Annotated in this window: 15 protein-coding genes; 5 read left to right on the forward strand and 10 right to left on the reverse strand. The window is 41.3% G+C overall.

From position 1 onward, the window contains the following. The first annotated feature begins 29 nt into the window (after nt 1-29). Entirely contained in the window at nt 30-1,154 is a 1,125-nt protein-coding gene (lptC, locus tag SYN7502_RS16330) for an LPS export ABC transporter periplasmic protein LptC (protein WP_015169839.1), read from the forward strand. Nucleotides 1,155-1,210: 56 nt separating this feature from the next. Beyond that, complete coding sequence (locus tag SYN7502_RS16335) at nt 1,211-1,723, forward strand: inorganic diphosphatase (RefSeq protein ID WP_015169840.1); 513 nt, start codon at nt 1,211-1,213, stop codon at nt 1,721-1,723. A gap of 119 nt (nt 1,724-1,842) precedes the next feature. Here the strand turns inward: SYN7502_RS16335 and SYN7502_RS16340 are convergent, their stop codons facing one another. Both SYN7502_RS16340 and SYN7502_RS16345 read right to left on the reverse strand, forming a co-directional pair. After that, nucleotides 1,843-2,145 (reverse strand): hypothetical protein, encoded by a 303-nt coding sequence (locus SYN7502_RS16340; RefSeq protein ID WP_015169841.1) that lies wholly within the window; start codon nt 2,143-2,145, stop codon nt 1,843-1,845. Between the two features lie 61 nt (nt 2,146-2,206). Next, on the reverse strand, nt 2,207-3,757 hold the full coding sequence (locus tag SYN7502_RS16345; RefSeq protein WP_015169842.1) for a phosphate ABC transporter substrate-binding/OmpA family protein: 1,551 nt from the start codon (nt 3,755-3,757) through the stop codon (nt 2,207-2,209). Between the two features lie 210 nt (nt 3,758-3,967). Here SYN7502_RS16345 and SYN7502_RS16350 point away from each other — a divergent pair, with 210 nt between their 5' ends. Further along, the gene (locus SYN7502_RS16350; RefSeq protein ID WP_041430273.1) at nt 3,968-5,875 is read left to right on the forward strand and encodes an ABC1 kinase family protein; all 1,908 of its coding nucleotides are present in this window, start codon (nt 3,968-3,970) and stop codon (nt 5,873-5,875) included. A 22-nt stretch (nt 5,876-5,897) separates the two neighbouring features. Here the strand turns inward: SYN7502_RS16350 and SYN7502_RS16355 are convergent, their stop codons facing one another. The 8 genes from SYN7502_RS16355 to SYN7502_RS16385 all read right to left on the reverse strand — a co-directional run bounded on the left by SYN7502_RS16355 (nt 5,898) and on the right by SYN7502_RS16385 (nt 13,025). Further along, entirely contained in the window at nt 5,898-7,304 is a 1,407-nt protein-coding gene (locus SYN7502_RS16355; protein WP_015169844.1) for a DUF4335 domain-containing protein, read from the reverse strand. Beyond that, nucleotides 7,305-8,138: a pentapeptide repeat-containing protein gene (locus SYN7502_RS16360; RefSeq protein ID WP_015169845.1), complete on the reverse strand. Its 834-nt coding sequence runs from the start codon at nt 8,136-8,138 to the stop codon at nt 7,305-7,307. Between the two features lie 174 nt (nt 8,139-8,312). Beyond that, nucleotides 8,313-9,992: an ABC1 kinase family protein gene (locus SYN7502_RS16365; RefSeq protein ID WP_015169846.1), complete on the reverse strand. Its 1,680-nt coding sequence runs from the start codon at nt 9,990-9,992 to the stop codon at nt 8,313-8,315. A gap of 77 nt (nt 9,993-10,069) precedes the next feature. Further along, entirely contained in the window at nt 10,070-10,660 is a 591-nt protein-coding gene (locus tag SYN7502_RS16370; protein ID WP_015169847.1) for a hypothetical protein, read from the reverse strand. Between the two features lie 202 nt (nt 10,661-10,862). After that, the gene (locus tag SYN7502_RS21510; RefSeq protein ID WP_371257789.1) at nt 10,863-11,117 is read right to left on the reverse strand and encodes a hypothetical protein; all 255 of its coding nucleotides are present in this window, start codon (nt 11,115-11,117) and stop codon (nt 10,863-10,865) included. A 38-nt stretch (nt 11,118-11,155) separates the two neighbouring features. Then, on the reverse strand, nt 11,156-11,317 hold the full coding sequence (locus SYN7502_RS21515; RefSeq protein WP_246828903.1) for a hypothetical protein: 162 nt from the start codon (nt 11,315-11,317) through the stop codon (nt 11,156-11,158). Beyond that, on the reverse strand, nt 11,271-11,582 hold the full coding sequence (locus SYN7502_RS16380; protein ID WP_041429575.1) for a transposase: 312 nt from the start codon (nt 11,580-11,582) through the stop codon (nt 11,271-11,273). Before SYN7502_RS16380 ends, SYN7502_RS21515 begins: the two co-directional genes overlap by 47 nt. 117 nt (nt 11,583-11,699) lie before the next feature. Beyond that, nucleotides 11,700-13,025, reverse strand: a complete 1,326-nt coding sequence (locus SYN7502_RS16385; RefSeq protein ID WP_015169848.1) for an MFS transporter — start codon at nt 13,023-13,025, stop codon at nt 11,700-11,702. A gap of 232 nt (nt 13,026-13,257) precedes the next feature. Between SYN7502_RS16385 and SYN7502_RS16390 the strand changes: the two genes are divergently transcribed. Both SYN7502_RS16390 and SYN7502_RS16395 read left to right on the forward strand, forming a co-directional pair. Continuing rightward, nucleotides 13,258-14,313 carry an ABC transporter substrate-binding protein gene (locus tag SYN7502_RS16390; protein WP_015169849.1) on the forward strand — a complete coding sequence of 352 codons (1,056 nt, stop codon included), beginning with the start codon at nt 13,258-13,260 and terminating at the stop codon, nt 14,311-14,313. After that, nucleotides 14,310-16,370, forward strand: coding sequence for an ATP-binding protein (locus SYN7502_RS16395; RefSeq protein WP_015169850.1), 2,061 nt, complete (start codon nt 14,310-14,312; stop codon nt 16,368-16,370). The genes SYN7502_RS16390 and SYN7502_RS16395 overlap by 4 nt, the downstream gene beginning before the upstream one ends. Nucleotides 16,371-16,398: the final 28 nt, after the last annotated feature.

The following is a 16,398-nucleotide window of genomic DNA, read 5'->3' on the forward strand; positions in this document are numbered from 1 at the left end:
GACTGATGGCAAAGTGAGCAAGGTTTGTTATGAAAAATTCTGCGTTGGTGGGGCTATTGGGAATCTTAATTTTAGGAGTCGGAGGGGTAGCGGTATGGTTGTTGCAAATGCCTTCTACCCCCGGCGTGACCGAGTTGCCACAAACAGCAGGCTCAAGTTTATCCAAAATTACGCTTACAGAAGTTGACAGAAATGGCAAGCTTTTATGGGAAATTACCGCTACTCAAGCAGAGTACACAGAAAATAATCGTCGCGCATTATTGAGTAATGTTAAAGGTAAGTTTTTTAGGGCAGGTGACGAACTTATCGATGTGACAGGGGCAACAGGCAGTATTGATCAAACTACGAAGGAAATTACGATTGAGGGCAAAGTTATTGCGATCGCCTCCAAGGATCGTATTAAATTTCAGAGTGATCGCCTAGTTTGGCAGTCAGAAAAGGATATGCTCACCGCCACAGGTAATGTCCAAATTGCTAAAGATGTAGAAACACCTGATCGCCAGATTACTATGGTCGGTAAAACCCTTACTGCCTATCCCAGCCAAAATTTATTTATACTTTCAGATCAAGTAGTTGCTACTTCCGTAACTCCACCTCTGGTAATTAAAAGCCAAAAACTGACCTGGAATACTAAGACTAATTTGGTAACTTCTCCACAGGCGATCGCCATTACTCAAACTAAAAATCAACTTACGCTTAAGTCCGATCAAGGCTCTTGGAATACGAGTTTGCAGCAAGTTAACCTGAGGGGAAATATTATTGGCAAGGTACCTGAGTCAGGCATAGACCTAGAAACCTCAAGTTTGGTATGGGATATTCCCAAGCAATTAGTATCCCTAGATGCCGCCGTAAAAGTTTCAAGCCCACTCCGTCAAGTCGTAATTACCTCCGAGTCTGGACAAGCTAATCTCGCCACCCAAACTATACGCCTTAATGGGCAAGTCACAGCCGATGCAATTTTACGTCAAGCTAAACTCACTGCTGATCAAGTGGAATGGGTTATTCCTGCTCAAACTGTAACCCTGATCGGCAATATTAACTACGCTCAAGCTGAGAAAAATCTAAAGGTAAATGGCACCAAAGCGATCGTCAACTTAGCCAATCAAACAATTCAACTAACTGGCAATGATGTGATCACTCGGATTACCCCTTAGCTTGGTATCATGATCATAAAACTCAGACACAACTAATCTATTAATCTTCATTAACTATGGATTTATCACGGATTCCTGCTCAACCCAAGCCCGGCGTGCTTAACGTCATAATTGAAATTCCGGCTGGTAGCAAGAACAAGTACGAATTTGATAAAGACTTGAATGCTTTTGCCTTAGACCGAGTCTTGTATGCCTCTGTGCAGTACCCCTATGACTATGGATTTATTCCTAACACCCTAGCGGAAGATGGTGATCCCATGGATGGCATGGTAATTATGGATCAGCCGACTTTTCCCGGTTGTATTATTCCCGCCCGCCCGATCGGGATGTTAATTATGATTGATGGTGGCGATCGCGATGAAAAATTGCTGTGTGTTCCCGTCAAAGACCCTCGCTATGCCCATGTTAAATCACTAGATGATATTGCCCCCCATCGCCTAGAGGAAATTGCCGAATTTTTCCGCACCTACAAAAATTTAGAAAAGAAAGTTACAGAAATTCAAGGCTGGCAAAATGCTGATGCTGTCGAATTATTTGTAAACAAGTGCATAGCTGCCTATAATCGCTAACTAGCCTAACTTTTACCTTGTTTATCCCTCTTTGCTTATCATTCAAATTAACGAATAAATTAACGAAGAGGGAACTAGAAAATTGATGAGGGATTGAGTTTTAATCAAGCTATACGGCACTATCCCCAATGTCCAGCAATCCAGTAATAACCATGATTGGCATCACGTTCCCAACGTCCCTGAACCCAGTTTTTGTGATGAGGTGGTGGTGTTTCCCAATGCGCTATAACTCTTTCATATCTTCCCCCTCTCCGTACCCATTCGTCAGCGATCCAAATATGTTTAGCTGAAGGTCGTGGGGATTGTCTTACGGTAACAGAATTGGGCTGAACCCTAACATAAAACCTTTCTGCCTTAGCCTGTTGGGGGTAGCTTGAGAATAAAGCAATTAAGACAAACAATGGAACGAAATACTTTTTCATAAATATGTCATGCTAGTAAAAAGATAATCGTTTTTTAAGACTAGGCTAGACAAAATATGGTTCATTGCACCCTGACTAGTCTAATTTCAGTACGTTGGTTACGCGCATCACTGGGAAGAATATTAGGGAGTAGCTGACTAAAGCCCTTGCCCTCTGCCAATATATTATGTTTCACCCCTCGACGGCGGAGATAATCCACCACCACCTGCGCCCGATCTTGGCTCAGAATTTGATTGGTTTGCAGATCACCAGTTTGGGAAGTATGCCCAATTACTCGCACCGCCACAGTTTGAGGACTAAATTCACCAATTTCTTTAGCTAATTGATTAAGGGTTTGCTGACTCTGGTTAGCTAGTTGTGCTGAACCACTACTAAACTTCACTTCACCCCTGACTTCCAAGTTCCCAATACTTTGAGCCTTAAAGATTTGATTTGCACTGAGTTTAAGTTCAGGCGTATTGAGTTTGCGATTACCTGTCAGTCGTTCTGCCAAATCAGGGTCTGTAGCTCTTACTAGGTCAATCAGTACTTGGGTATTTTCTGCTGCCTTACTCAGAAATTTTTCCGTATAAAGTCCTTTAGTATCCGTAGGAATTTGCTCTAACTGTCCTGCTAGGGAGAGAACTGCGGCGGTAGCACCGATCCGCTTTGATAGAGTATCATCCGTCATCCAGCGTTTAGCTTCGATCGCCGTAAAAAAATCTATGCCCTGTAAAACTGCTGCCGCATCCTTCGGTTCGAGTTTCCCATCTTGGGCAATTTGAGTTTGTAATTGGCTTAGATCGCGCCCATTGGTATCTATCCGTCGATAGTATGTTTCCAATAGCTTAGTTAGAAGTTCCGATTGAGATGTAATTAGGCGATTAGATGCCACCAGAACATCAACAATCGTAGTTGGGGCATCCTTACTAGAGAGAACAACAATGTATCCTTTTTGGCGAGCTTGGGTGACAAATGGTTCCCAAATTACAGCGATCGCCACATTTTGTTTTGGGTCTTGTAACAATTGCCAAGCTTCAGAGGCATCAGAGACTTTCTGCACCTCAAAATCAGTGAGATTAAATGCCTCAAATTTGGTACTCAATACAAATGCCAGATATTCACTGGGAGTATCACCCGCAAAAGTGATTTTCAGTTTCTGCCCATTGCGCCGCTTTTCCTGTACCAATTGGTTTAAATCAATCAGGGATTTTAATTGGGGATATTTAGGCGTATTCAAAACCACCGCATCTGCCCCCACCGTCCGATCAATTAACCCAATGATCTTGCCGTTGGGCTTTTGCTTAATAAACTGATCAAGGGTCGTGACCAATAGGTCTGCTTGTCCTTCGTTTAAGAGCTTTGCCCGTTTAGCTTGATCAAATTCATCCCCATAGGCTAATTTTATCCCTGCCCCTTTGAGTGTCTCTAGGAATGTGCTATTGCGAAAGGTACTGTAACCACTAAATGTATCCCCCAATAGCTTTACATCACCTTGATTTTGGGATACTAAACCTTCAGGTACGGAGTTGGTGCCTTGAAAAAATCTACTAACTAGCCAAAATCCGCTAATGCTAACAGTAGTTGTAACTAAGAATGTGAGAGCTAACGCTAAGGTGGGACGATTACTCATAATTTTAGACTAGGTGCTTCTTTGCCATTGCATCTTACTATTCCTTAGACCTGATTAGGTTTCTAGATTTTGAGTACGATCTAACTCTTGCGTAAATCCTTTAGCTTTAAGCAGTTCCTGTATATTTTGATATGAAGCGGGGCTGCTAAGATGATGGTAAGTTCTTCTGAATACTACATTAGTTACTTACTATTTATCTATTATTTATCTATGCCTGCCAAGTTTGAGTTAGATCGTTACGATGCTGAGGTGATCGCTAATCACTATAAAAGATTGCCACTTCAAGTTTGGGGGCGTTGTCTAAATATTTTTGTGCCTCTACTTTCGCTATTTTGGAGCCTGTGGTGGGATCGAAAAACTCAACAAAGCGATCGCAAAGCTAAACTTAGAGCGATTCAGGTACGCCAATTACTAACTCGACTGGGACCAGCATTTATCAAGATTGGACAAGCTCTTTCCACTCGACCAGATATTGTTCCCGCCATTTACATGGATGAATTATCGCAACTGCAAGATCAGCTTCCTGCTTTTCCCAATCAACAAGCTTTTCAGTTTATTCATGAAGAATTAGGGGCGATCCCTCAGGAAATTTATGCGGAGATTTCCGCCAACCCCATTGCTGCGGCTTCCCTAGGGCAGGTATATAAGGGCAGACTGCGTACGGGTGAACAGGTGGCAATTAAGGTGCAAAGACCAGATATTAATGAAGCGATCGCTCTAGATATGTATATTCTGCGAGGACTATCAGCTTGGGCAATGCAAAGCTTTAAATTTATTCGCAGCAACTTAGTTGGCATCTTAGATGAGTTTGCCAGTCGAATTTTTGAGGAAATGGACTATACCTGCGAAGGTGCTAATGCCGATCGCTTTGGGGAATATTACGGACAACTAGAAGAAATCTATGTACCCAAAATTTACTGGAAATATACTGCCCGCCGTGTTCTGACGATGGAATGGATTGAAGGCACCAAGCTTACGGAACTAGAAAAAATCAAACAGATGGGCTTTGATAGTCGGCATATTATTGAAGTTGGGGTGCAATGCTCATTACGGCAATTACTTGATCAGGGCTTTTTCCATGCCGATCCCCATCCTGGTAATCTATTGGTGATGTCCGATGGCAAACTCGCCTATTTAGATTTTGGCATGATGAGCCAAGTTAGTTCTGAGCAACGGTATGGCTTAATTGAGGCAATTATTCATCTGGTGAATCGAGATTTTGCGGCTTTATCTAAGGATTATGTGAAGCTAGGTTTTTTAACTGAAACTGTGAACTTGGATCAGATTACCCCTGCCTTGGCACAGGTATTTAATGCGGCTCTCGGCTCCAGTGTGGCAGAACTAGACTTTAAGGAAATGACCGATCAACTTTCCCAAGTTATGTATGAGTATCCATTTCAAGTGCCTGCCTACTATGCCCTAATTATTCGGTCTTTAGTTACCTTGGAAGGCATAGCTCTGAATGTTGATCCTAACTTTAAGGTGCTAAGTGTGGCATATCCCTACGTTGCTAACCGCCTATTAACTGACTCTAATCCAGAATTACGCAACTCGTTGAAAGATTTACTTTTCCGTGATGGGGAGTTTCGGTGGACAAGACTAGAAAATCTGCTCAAAAATGCTAAATCTAATCAAGACTATAATCTGAAGGAAACCATTCACCAAGTCAGTGATTTTTTACTCTCAGAACGGGGTGAATATATGCGGATTCGGCTTGCGGATGAAATTGTGAAGGGGATCGAAAAAGAGGCATTTAGTCTGATTCCTAATCCCTTTAGTCCTAAACCTCAACCTAGGGTGAGTAAATCTGGTTCGAGTTTGTCTAAGTTAATGGGAGTATGGTCAACAATTTCTCAGGATCAAAATATTCAGCCCCTAGAGTTTGCGCCTTTGGCGGGGCAGATTTTAGCTAAGCCTGAAACCCAAGAGCTAGGTAGAAATATTGTGTGGCAATTAACCCAACGGGCGATCGCCCGCATGATTAGGGAGTTGGCACTAAAAACCCAAGAAGTTCCAGAATTAATAACACCCGAATTAGTAAAAATTGTGGAGCCAATAGAAACACCAACAGTATTCACTAGCAAGCCCTCCCGTGAGTTAAATGGTAAAACTTGGTAAAACTTAATAAAAATGCAAGAAATCAAGGATTGATAATTTTGAGGCTGATGTCGATACTACCATCTTGATCGGTAAAAGTCTCTAGGAGTGATCGCCTTACAAATTCAGTTAATTCCATATTTTCGGGAACTACATTGATCTCGGTAATTTGGCGATTTTGCCAGCGCACTTGGATATTGATCTCGGATGCTACTTGAGAAGAATTGAGGCTATTTAGATTACTTAGATTACTTAGAGTCTCCAATTTTTGTTTATAGATTTGCAGGTCAGAGGGAGAACCAGTGATTTTAAGAACTTCTATTTTTATTTTGGGGGTTGCCTTTTGATTTCCGTTTGGATTGGAGTTTTGATCTTTAATTGCTGAAGTAGCTCCTGCTAACTTTCCAGTTTCTTGGGGTAATTCTCTGGTTAATTCTGTACTTGATAAAGATCGGTTAAAGTTTTGCCCATTGGGGACTGATTTAGCTTGATCTAGGGTATTGACTCGATCTGCTCTGGGTTCCCTCGTTGCGCCGATGGTGATAGATGGGTCTGGTTTTGGTGCAGATGGCAAAGTTTCAGAGGATTTAGTAGTTAGCGGATTAGCAACTAATGGCTGAGGCTCTTGTTTGGGGTTATTTTTTACCTGTGGTTTTATTTCTGAGTTAGTTTGGGGCTGGATTGGTAATGCTGAGGTATCTAATCCCTTACTGCTAGGAGAAAGTGATAAGTTACCTAAACGGTCTTGGGGTATTAGTTGTGAGTTAAATTTTGGTTTTAATTTTGGCTCTATTGGGGATTCTACTTTAGACTCCAACTTGATAACGGACTTATCATCTTCAGGTTGTTTCTTTGCCTGGAGTGAATTATTAGAATTACTAGGTCGTGGGGATTGAGGTAAGGATTTTATGTCTGGGCTAGAACTAATTACATACTGGGGTGATTTAGGCTCTAAGAATCTAATACTTGAACTAATACCTACGGTGGCGATCGCCACTATGACAACTTTTAACCAAATTGGACTAATCGGCTGAACGACTAAATCGAGAGTTGGGGACATTTGCACCTCACTGGTTAGTAACTCTAGATTTGAAATTAGATCAAATAATTCTAGGGTGCTAAATTCTAGTCCACTGAATTGCCGTAAATTTGGGATGTGGCAACGATGAAATAGCTTAAGCTCATATATCTCTAAAGGCTCTAAAGGCTCTAAGGGCGAATGCAAAGGCGAATTTAACCAGTTATCCACATAGTTTACTAGACTCTCAATTAAATTCTCCAACTGCCTGAGATTGCCTTTGATCACTTCAGGTTTAGGGCGGTTTAAGATAATTTGAAAATTGAGTTTATTAATAATAGTTGTGTTTGTCCAAGTTGATAGGGGCGATCGCACAGCCCAAACCCTTAGATTAGAGGTAGTAGATTCATAGCTGTAAACTACTTTAGACATTTATCTGAGTAAAAATTGCAGGAATAGAGAACCTATGTTAGTAAGAACATCTCCAAAACTACTGCCAGGCGCACCGGGGGGATTTTTCATCACCTCTGTTAAATCCTTTGCCAATTTTGTGCCTTTTTGATCACCTTGAGCTTCAAACAAAGCCGCAGCCCGATCTGAGTCCTGAATTGCCGAATCCACATCACCAATTTGTCTAAGAGAAATCGCCCGCCCCATGTAGGCAAGGGCATACTTAGGATCAACGACTACAGCTTTATTAAAATATTCAATTGCCAGACGGTGATTGCCTTTTTTGTCTTCATCGGTTGCCCAAGCATAGTATTCTTCAGGGCTAACGGCATCAATGGGAATACCAACTGCCCCCCTTAAAAAGGCATTAGAAAAGTTAACCCCAGTCAAATTCGCCCCACCGAAAAATGCTCGCCTTAGATCGGAACCACTAAAATTAGCACCCTGTAAGTTAGCGTTACTAAAATTTACACCGCTCAAATCAACACTACTTAAATTTGCCCCACTTAAATCTGCTCCATTTAAATTAGCACCAAGTAATGATGCGCCCCGAAAATCCACATTGCGTAAGTTAGCAAAGCTTAAATCGGCTCGGCTCAAATTTGCTTCCCGTAAGCTAGAAAAGCTCAAGTCTGCCCCTGAAAGTTTGGCATAAACTAAATTGGAAGTCCTTAAATCGCAACTTTGACATTTATTGGTAGATAATGCTCGATTAATATTCTCAAGATTTTCGGCGATCGCCACTTGACTTTGACTATATTGGCTATAACCACAGGTGAGGAGAGCTAACGTTAGTAGGATTGGCTTTAGTTTCATAATTTTTTCCTGCTTAGCAACTAACCCTTATAAGTAAATAAACTCCTCTAAACTTTAGCATTGCTCTTAAATTTAAGAGTTTAATATTTTCTGTGGCTGGTTGAAGTTGTTAGTCAGACTAATGAGGCTAAAAACATAGGTTAATAAAAACTTTACTAAGTATTTTCCCGCATTTTACTTTTCCACAAACTCATCTAGTTTTTCTCTAAATGACAGTTGACCAAGGGTACGCCATAGATAGATAAAATTCCAAGCGGCGATCGCAAAGGTAACTATAGCCCAATTCGCAAAATTCCCCAGTAATAAAATTGTCCCTGATAACAACATAAACCCACCAATACAGGCATAAATTAGGCTTTTTACTCCCAATTTAATTTGCTTAAGCGCGCGATCGGTTTCGATGGATGTGACTTGAACTCTTAACTCACCCTGATCTAAACGCTCCTCCAGACGGCGGAGGACAATTTCTGTCCCACGAGGTTGATTAATTTTGGCACTGATAAATTCTTGAGTTTGGCGAGCGATCGCCCCTAGCATCCCACCGCCTTGGTTGACAATTAAGCTTTTAATAAAAGGCTGGGCTGCGGATTTGAAGTTGTATTCAGGATCAAGAATTAATGCCACTCCTGCCAACGTTGACAAGGATTTTAAGAGGTATGTCATCTTGGGAGGTAAACGAAATGGCTGCTTTTCAAAAATTATATATAGTTCGCTCTTAATCTCCCCAAACTCTTTAATATCAACTGGCTTATCCGTAAATCGTTCTAGCACAAATTTCATCATGCGCTTAATTGCAGTCATGTCACCAACTTTTTCGATTAAGCCCATAGCAGTTAGGGTATCCACAAGGCTATTGGCATCTTTGCGCAGTATTGCTAAAAAGCTTTTGACCATCTGTTCTCGATCAATGGTAACAACCTCGGACATCATGCCATAGTCGTAAAATACTAAACTGCCACCGCTAGTTACAGCTAAGTTGCCCGGATGGGGATCAGCATGGAAAAATCCATCTTGTAAAAATTGTTTCAGATAGCAACGAATCCCAATTTCTGTGATCGCTTTGGGATCGATATTATTGGCAGCAAGGGCGGGCAGATCATTAACCTTAATCCCCGGCACAAATTCTAGGGTTAAAACTTTAGCGGAGGAATATTCCCAATAGACTCTGGGGACAACTACTTCAGGGTTATTGGCAAAATTAGCACGAAAGCGATCGGCATTCTTCCCTTCTTGGCGGTAGTCAATTTCTTGGTAAAGAATGGTAAAAAACTCAGCAAAAATTCCTTCCAAATCGTATTGCTTCATCCACTTAAAATAACGACGCAGTACTTTAAGTAATTGAGCACACACCACTCGATCTAAATCAAATAGTTCTCTTAATTTGGGACGCTGCACTTTGATCACGACTTCTTCCCCCGTATGCAGCACTCCCCTATGTACCTGTCCGAGACTAGCGGCGGCGATCGGTTCTAGGCTAAAGTCTCGATAAACACTATAGAGGGATTTACCCAATTCGATTTCCAGAATAGCGATCGCATCCCGACTATCAAAGGCAGGAACTTTATCTTGCAACTCGGAGAATGCCTGCACATATTCAGGGGGAAATAAATCTATTCTTGTCGAAAGCGACTGACCGACCTTAATAAAAGTGGGACCTAAATCCAGCATTTTTCGTACTAGCCACTTCGCCCGTTTGAGCTTAATTTCCGAACTTGGCGATCGCCCATCCCACCACAGAAAAAAAATAAACGTAAATGCCGCCCCAAATATATCTCTCTGACGGCTAAAGGAAGTATGTTTGACTTTCTGCCAACGCAGCAGTTTTTTGGAGTTGGGTTGAGCAGTTGTAAGCATATATCGGCAATTATAATGCTAGAACCTGACAGATAATTTTTACATTTCACCCAAATTTTGAGTTTTTTAGCACTAAATTAGCCTTGAAATTCAGCCAACATCAAAAATATTACTAGACCTATAGGCAATATTACTAGTAGCATTCCCACAATTCCTAGTATTGATAACGGTTCTTGTTGAGTTTTAGAATTAGGAATCAGCAGGAGACCAAGGATATAGCGAAACTTGCCATAGTAAAGGCTTCCCCAAAGTGGGATACGTCTGATTAAAAACAGTCTTTTGCTGCTGAGATCAAGGGCAGCAGGCACATAAAATTCCGCAAAGCCTAAATTTAGTTCATGTTCACAGCGAAACTGCGATTCCGTATCCACCTGATCAGCAATATATACAACTAAAACGGCATCTCCTGCCTGACATCCCCTTGGTAAGAACGATGGGTAAAGCTTTTGTGATTTTGCTAGAAACTGAGGGTGATCGCTTTCCAGCATTGCTAGGGATAGGTTTGTAACCCTACGGACAAATACGGTGTAGTTAATTAATGTAAATAGACAATCCCAATGAAACCAACGGCGACCAGCAATTACAGTATCTGATTCTATGTGGAGAATTTTAAATCCTAAATCTAGTAATTGATCCCGTCGTAAGGATAAAGATTGATCTAAGATCATGACATTATCAAGCAAAGTGTTTGCGAGGTCTTGAGAGAAGAACGTTTATCTCTTTTTCTTGCCCTAATTCCAGTTGTTAGCGATAAAGATATATAGAGCCTGTTTCATATCTCATGAGTAGCAATTCTTTTTAGCATCAAGCGAATAAAGCAAAGATTGAGTTTAGCTGTAGCATTAACGAGAGTTCTCTCAAAGTTCTTAACTAAGATTTTGCATCTTTCAACCCAATTACCCACCTTGTCGGCACAACTACAAACCCAGACAGACCTTTTTCTGCCTGCTTTTGCTTTGATACCTTAGGAGAAATTTCAAACCTAATCTTAGTCATAATCTCAGGATAAACCTTCTGTAAATCAGTCGTCAATTTTTCGATATGATAACCACTATCCAGCAATATCGTAGTTAACGTAATGTCATCTGGCTTCGATTTGAAGTAATCAATGTTAATCGTTAACATCTCAATCAGTCCTTGGTCATCTGATACATTTGCTCTTGTTAAATACCCAGAGTGTCAACGGCTAAATGTCTTTTGATCCCGTTAGTTGCTTTGTAGGAGCAGAAGCCCTTGGATTCTATACTTGCATTACAGGTATTTTTCACTGCTTGTGAGTCAATGATGATTAAAGTTGTCCATTTTGATTTTTTTTGACTGTTCACGGGCTGTTGAATGCAAAGCTTCCATAATCGCAGTAAATGTATCTGTATCTTTCCACTCCTTGTAGTATCGATAGACTGTAGAGAATGCTGGTAAGTCTCGGGGCATATCTCGCCAATTACAACCGTTTTTGAGTTGGTAGAGTATGCCGTCTAAAATTTGTCTTTTTGTCCAAGTTGGCGGTCTAGTTTGCTTTTTCTTTGGGAGCAATGGTTCTATAATTTCCCATTCTTTATCTGTTAGGCTACTTGAGTATGGATTTAGCATTTTCTAAGCATCATACATCTTGCTCATAATAAATATGAAACAGGCTCTATATGAAATCGAAGCAAAATTTTCTTCTCCATCACAATATGCTCCCGAAGAATTTTCTGACCGAGTGGATCAGGAAATAGGCTCGAAGTCCGCTAGAACCCGATCCTTAGTTTCAATTACCCAAGGCATAAAAGCCAAACCGATTAAAGGGACAAATCCAATGCAAAAAAGAACTTGTAAACTGCTGCTCAAAGCATTCTCTCCACGGGAAGCGATCGTTCCCACTAAAAATGGGCCGATAGCTGCTATTAATCTACCAGTGTTATAACAAAAACCTGAGCCAGTTGCTCTTAGCCTTGTGGGGAAGAGTTCGGGTAGATAATAAGTAAAGCTCCCAAATATCCCAAAAACCGTTAAGCCGATCGCAAAATACATATAAAGGCGAACTTCAGGTGGCAGTGGCAGACCAAATGTCATTAAAATAGCTGCTGAGGAAAGAATAAAATATGTACTAAACATGCGCTTCCGTCCTAAATATTTAGCAGCAGGAATTGTGAGAAGAGTACCGATAAAGCCTCCCAAGTTAAAACTGTTGGTAGCAATTACCTTCCAATGCTCGACTAGGGCAAAAGTGGCAGTTTGGCTCAACCCCTGATCGACCGCAGCCGTTCTGGCTAATCCTGTAGCAACCACTGGGATAAAAGCATTACAACTCCACCAAGTCAGTAAAGCCGTTACTGCCATTAAAAAACCACTGATAGTTAAAGGTAAATTTTGACGATTGAAAAGTTCGACCAACTTAGGGGGCTTGGTATTGGCAACTGTATTCTTCCAACGTTCAGACTCCTTTACAAATAAGCGCATGACAAAAGCGATAACCGCCGGAATTAATCCTGTTAAAAATACAAAACGCCAAGATATTTCAGGGCTGCCGGCAAGAATAACTCCTGCAATTTGGTAATTTACGAAGGTAGCTAGCAACAAGCCAGCGGGTGCCGATGTATATAAAAGGGCACCAGCGGCTACTCGTGATTTTTCTGGAACAACTTCCGCCACCATTGATGCCCCAGCCGCCCACTCACCGCCAATCCCCAAACTTGCGATCACTCTACATGTCATCAATATCCAAATATTAGGGGCGAATGCACAACAAGCAGTTCCTAAAGCATAAAGTACCATGGTTAAGAGTAAGGTTTTACTGCGGCCAATACGATCTGCTATATATCCAAAAATTATGCCACCGCCCGCCCATCCCACTAAAAGAACTGAAGTCAGAATTCCAGTCCAAAAAAGCGTGGCTGTCTTAGCTGGTTGTGAGCCAATAGTCAAGCCCAACAAAGTCGGTACGCAATTAGGCGCAACATAGTTGAACAAAAGTCCGTCGAAAATGTCAAAGCCCCAACCTAGCCATGCAGCAAACAACACAGTCCACTGGTAACGATTTAGAAGTAGCATCTTAAATTTAATTTTTAATTAGTTTTTATGCGCTAATTTATCACATACTCCTTTCCCAGTGAAGGATTATAGTAAGTATCGGGGGTGTAGGGGCTGTGCTCCACTTAATTAAGTCTATTTTTTAGAGTATGAAGGGAGTATGTGGAATATAATCACATAACTTTTCGCCTTTTTGTCTAACCTAATTAATAATTGATCTACTCCCCTCACTCCTTCAATAGTCCTAAATCCCATGCTCAGACTTAACCTCATCTCTCTTTGGCAAAGGATTCCCAAGGTGATTGCTTGGAGGGCAAACCTGCGATCGCATTTATTAGGATTATTTGTAATCAGTCTTAGTCTTAGTTGTTTAGCAGGCAGTTGTGATCAGTTACCAAATCGTCAGGTTCTGAGCATAGGTATTAATAACTGGGTGGGATACTCCATTGCCCTATATGCTCGTTCCTCAGGTATTTTTGCCAGGCGAGGACTAGAAGTTAAGTTAGTTCATTTTAACAATCAACAGGATAATATTCGTGCCACAATGCGGGGTTCGCAGGATGCCAGTTTTGTACCGCTTTGGGAAGTAATGCAGGTTGATCCCGCCAATGATAAACCAGTATTTATAATGGTTACAGACATTTCTGCTGGTTCCGATGGCATTGTGGCTAGGCAGGGTTTTAACTCCGTAAAGGGATTAAAAGGTGGACGCATTGGCGCAAAGCTCGGTACCGTTGCCCATTTAATTTTATTAGAGGCTCTAAAGTCCCATAATCTCAAACCAGAGGATGTCACAATCCAAGATGTCTCCAACGAAAGAAGTAGTAACCTACTCGAACAGGGACTTCTTGATGCGGCAGTAATGTGGGAACCAAATTTAAGTAAAACGGCTAAGGACATTGACGGCAAGGTTATTTTTACCACCAAGGATGTGGATAGTTTGGTAATTGATGGTTTAGCAACCCGATCTACTGTACTTAAGGATAATCAAGATTGGTTGTCTCGGTTTATTTTGGCGTGGTTTGATACTATTCATGCCGTAGAAACTAATCCTGATCAAGTATTTGAGGCGATCGCTAGGGAAATCAAACAAACTAAGGCAATAGTTGCTAGGGACTATAGTGGTTTAATTAAAGGTGACATTGCCATGAATCGACGGATGTTTATACCTAATGGGCGTTTGCGTGAAGCAACGGCAGAATCCGCCAAACTGTTACGCGCCGATCAGCGCCATGGGCGAATTATCAGAGATGATGTGGAAATTAATTCTGAATTTGTCCTTAAAGCTATTAATGATTGGCAGCCATGAGTAAAAGTCTATCCCGACAGTTACTAGGTGGGTTTGGCATATCACTTATTCTGGTTGGTATGACAACCCTATGGATTAACTATCGCAATGTCCAAGGAGATTTAGAAATACAAGGGCAGAAAAGGGCACAATCGATCGCCCGCAGCTTGGAGTTTGCCACGGAAGGACTATTGGAATATGGAAATCTCGACATTTTAGAACGGATGACCCAAAATTTTGGTACCTTACCCACGGTACTAGAAGTAGCAATTGTTGATCCTGATGGAAAAACCATCGCCCACAATGAATATTTTGATGAGCCTCTGCCCTATGCTGCCATGCACCCAGATTTAGCTGCAGCAATTGATCAGGCAAAGAATAGTGGTATGGAAATTACCCAGAGGACTAAAATCCATGACCGCATTGCTCTTGTCCACATGGTACCTTTTGCCAGTCACATATTTAAAAAGCAAGGTAAACGTGGCTTATCTGTCATTGCGATCGATCTTTATCAAAGTCAACAGGACGCTTGGCAAATTTTTCTAACCTCAACCGTCACCATGTTAATTGGTACTATTACTATTCTTGGTTTCATGGTGATCCTGTTGCAAAAATCGGTGTTACAGCCGCTCAAACGTCTAAATGATGCGATCTCCCGCAGCCATCAAACAGGGGAAATTGACTTACCTCAAGCCTTACCTAATCATGAAATTGGCTTTTTGGCGCAAACTCTGATTACAGCGATCGCTCAATTACGGGACTATGAGAATTTAAAGCATGAAGAATTAACAGCTATTAATACTGAACTGGAAAACCTCAGTGTATCCCTCGAACAAAAAGTAGCGGAGCGCACCCAAGAACTCAGTCTTGCTAATGAACAATTGGAACAGGCAAAGGAAGAAGCACTGACAGCAAGTCAAGCTAAAACGGCATTTTTTACCAACATGAGTCACGAACTCAGAACTCCATTAAATGCGGTTCTAGGGTTTACCCAACTTATGCTCTACGATCACACCACGCCTCCAGATATCCGTGAACAGGTCAACACAATCTATCGCAGTGCTGAACACCTCCTTGCCCTAATCAATAGTGTTCTGGAAATATCAAGAATTGAAGCAGGTAAGGAAACTCTAAATTGTCAAGGTTTTGATCTTCAAGATTTATTAAAAAGTGTCAGGGAATTGTTGGAACATCGAGCCAAGGAAAAGGGACTGACTTTAATATTTGAACTAGCTCCCGATCTGGAGCTAACTCTTTACAGCGATGAGATGAAACTAAAGCAGATATTAATTAATCTCCTCAATAATGCCATCAAGTTCACCACCGCAGGACACATAACCTTGCGGGTTTCTAAATACGATCGCCAATATAATCAACAAGATCAGCAACAAGAAACCTATCTATATTTTGAAGTTGAAGATACGGGTATAGGTATTGAATCTGAGAATTTACATAGAGTCTTTGAGGGATTTTTCCAATCTCAGGGTAATGGCGGGCGATCGCAGGAAGGAACAGGATTAGGATTAGCCATCAGTAAAAGCTTTGTTAATTTGATGGGTGGTGATCTTAAAGTTACCAGTACGGTAGGTAAAGGCTCAACCTTCTCGTTCTATATCCAGACACAACCTTGGGATAAATGTACGCCAGTACAATCCTTAGAACAGAACCTACCAGCTAACACCTTACCTCAACCTTTAAGCCCCAACTCTTTAAGGATTTTGTTGGCTGAAGATAATATCGTCAATCAAAAGGTAATGCTTAAAATGCTGTCTTACCTAGGATATATTGCTGATGTGGTAGAGAACGGGGTAGAGGTATTAGAAGCTCTGCACCATAGGCACTATGATCTGATATTCATGGATATACAGATGCCAGTTATGGATGGACTAACCGCTACACATGAAATTTTTGCTCAATGGTCTCCACCTGATCGCCCAATGATTATTGCCCTTACCGCTAATGCTATGCAGGAAGATCGAGAAGTTTGTCTAGCCGCAGGGATGGCTGAATATTTAACCAAACCGATCAAAATTAGCCTATTACAAGAGATTTTATCTAAAGTTTCCGTTAGTAATTAAGTAGAGGAGGTAGAAATACCAAACTAAA

Origin of the sequence: Synechococcus sp. PCC 7502, assembly GCF_000317085.1 — a bacterium.
Classification (GTDB): Bacteria; Cyanobacteriota; Cyanobacteriia; order Pseudanabaenales; family Pseudanabaenaceae; genus PCC-7502.

What these genes read in the sequence shown, in the direction of transcription:
- lptC (WP_015169839.1), top strand. Translation starts at nt 30, where the DNA reads ATGAAAAATTCTGCGTTGGTGGGGCTATTGGGAATCTTAATTTTAGGA.
- SYN7502_RS16335 (WP_015169840.1), top strand. Translation starts at nt 1,211, where the DNA reads ATGGATTTATCACGGATTCCTGCTCAACCCAAGCCCGGCGTGCTTAAC.
- SYN7502_RS16340 (WP_015169841.1), bottom strand. Translation starts at nt 2,145, where the DNA reads ATGAAAAAGTATTTCGTTCCATTGTTTGTCTTAATTGCTTTATTCTCA.
- SYN7502_RS16345 (WP_015169842.1), bottom strand. Translation starts at nt 3,757, where the DNA reads ATGAGTAATCGTCCCACCTTAGCGTTAGCTCTCACATTCTTAGTTACA.
- SYN7502_RS16350 (WP_041430273.1), top strand. Translation starts at nt 3,968, where the DNA reads ATGCCTGCCAAGTTTGAGTTAGATCGTTACGATGCTGAGGTGATCGCT.
- SYN7502_RS16355 (WP_015169844.1), bottom strand. Translation starts at nt 7,304, where the DNA reads ATGTCTAAAGTAGTTTACAGCTATGAATCTACTACCTCTAATCTAAGG.
- SYN7502_RS16360 (WP_015169845.1), bottom strand. Translation starts at nt 8,138, where the DNA reads ATGAAACTAAAGCCAATCCTACTAACGTTAGCTCTCCTCACCTGTGGT.
- SYN7502_RS16365 (WP_015169846.1), bottom strand. Translation starts at nt 9,992, where the DNA reads ATGCTTACAACTGCTCAACCCAACTCCAAAAAACTGCTGCGTTGGCAG.
- SYN7502_RS16370 (WP_015169847.1), bottom strand. Translation starts at nt 10,660, where the DNA reads ATGATCTTAGATCAATCTTTATCCTTACGACGGGATCAATTACTAGAT.
- SYN7502_RS21510 (WP_371257789.1), bottom strand. Translation starts at nt 11,117, where the DNA reads ATGTTAACGATTAACATTGATTACTTCAAATCGAAGCCAGATGACATT.
- SYN7502_RS16380 (WP_041429575.1), bottom strand. Translation starts at nt 11,582, where the DNA reads ATGCTAAATCCATACTCAAGTAGCCTAACAGATAAAGAATGGGAAATT.
- SYN7502_RS16385 (WP_015169848.1), bottom strand. Translation starts at nt 13,025, where the DNA reads ATGCTACTTCTAAATCGTTACCAGTGGACTGTGTTGTTTGCTGCATGG.
- SYN7502_RS16390 (WP_015169849.1), top strand. Translation starts at nt 13,258, where the DNA reads ATGCTCAGACTTAACCTCATCTCTCTTTGGCAAAGGATTCCCAAGGTG.
- SYN7502_RS16395 (WP_015169850.1), top strand. Translation starts at nt 14,310, where the DNA reads ATGAGTAAAAGTCTATCCCGACAGTTACTAGGTGGGTTTGGCATATCA.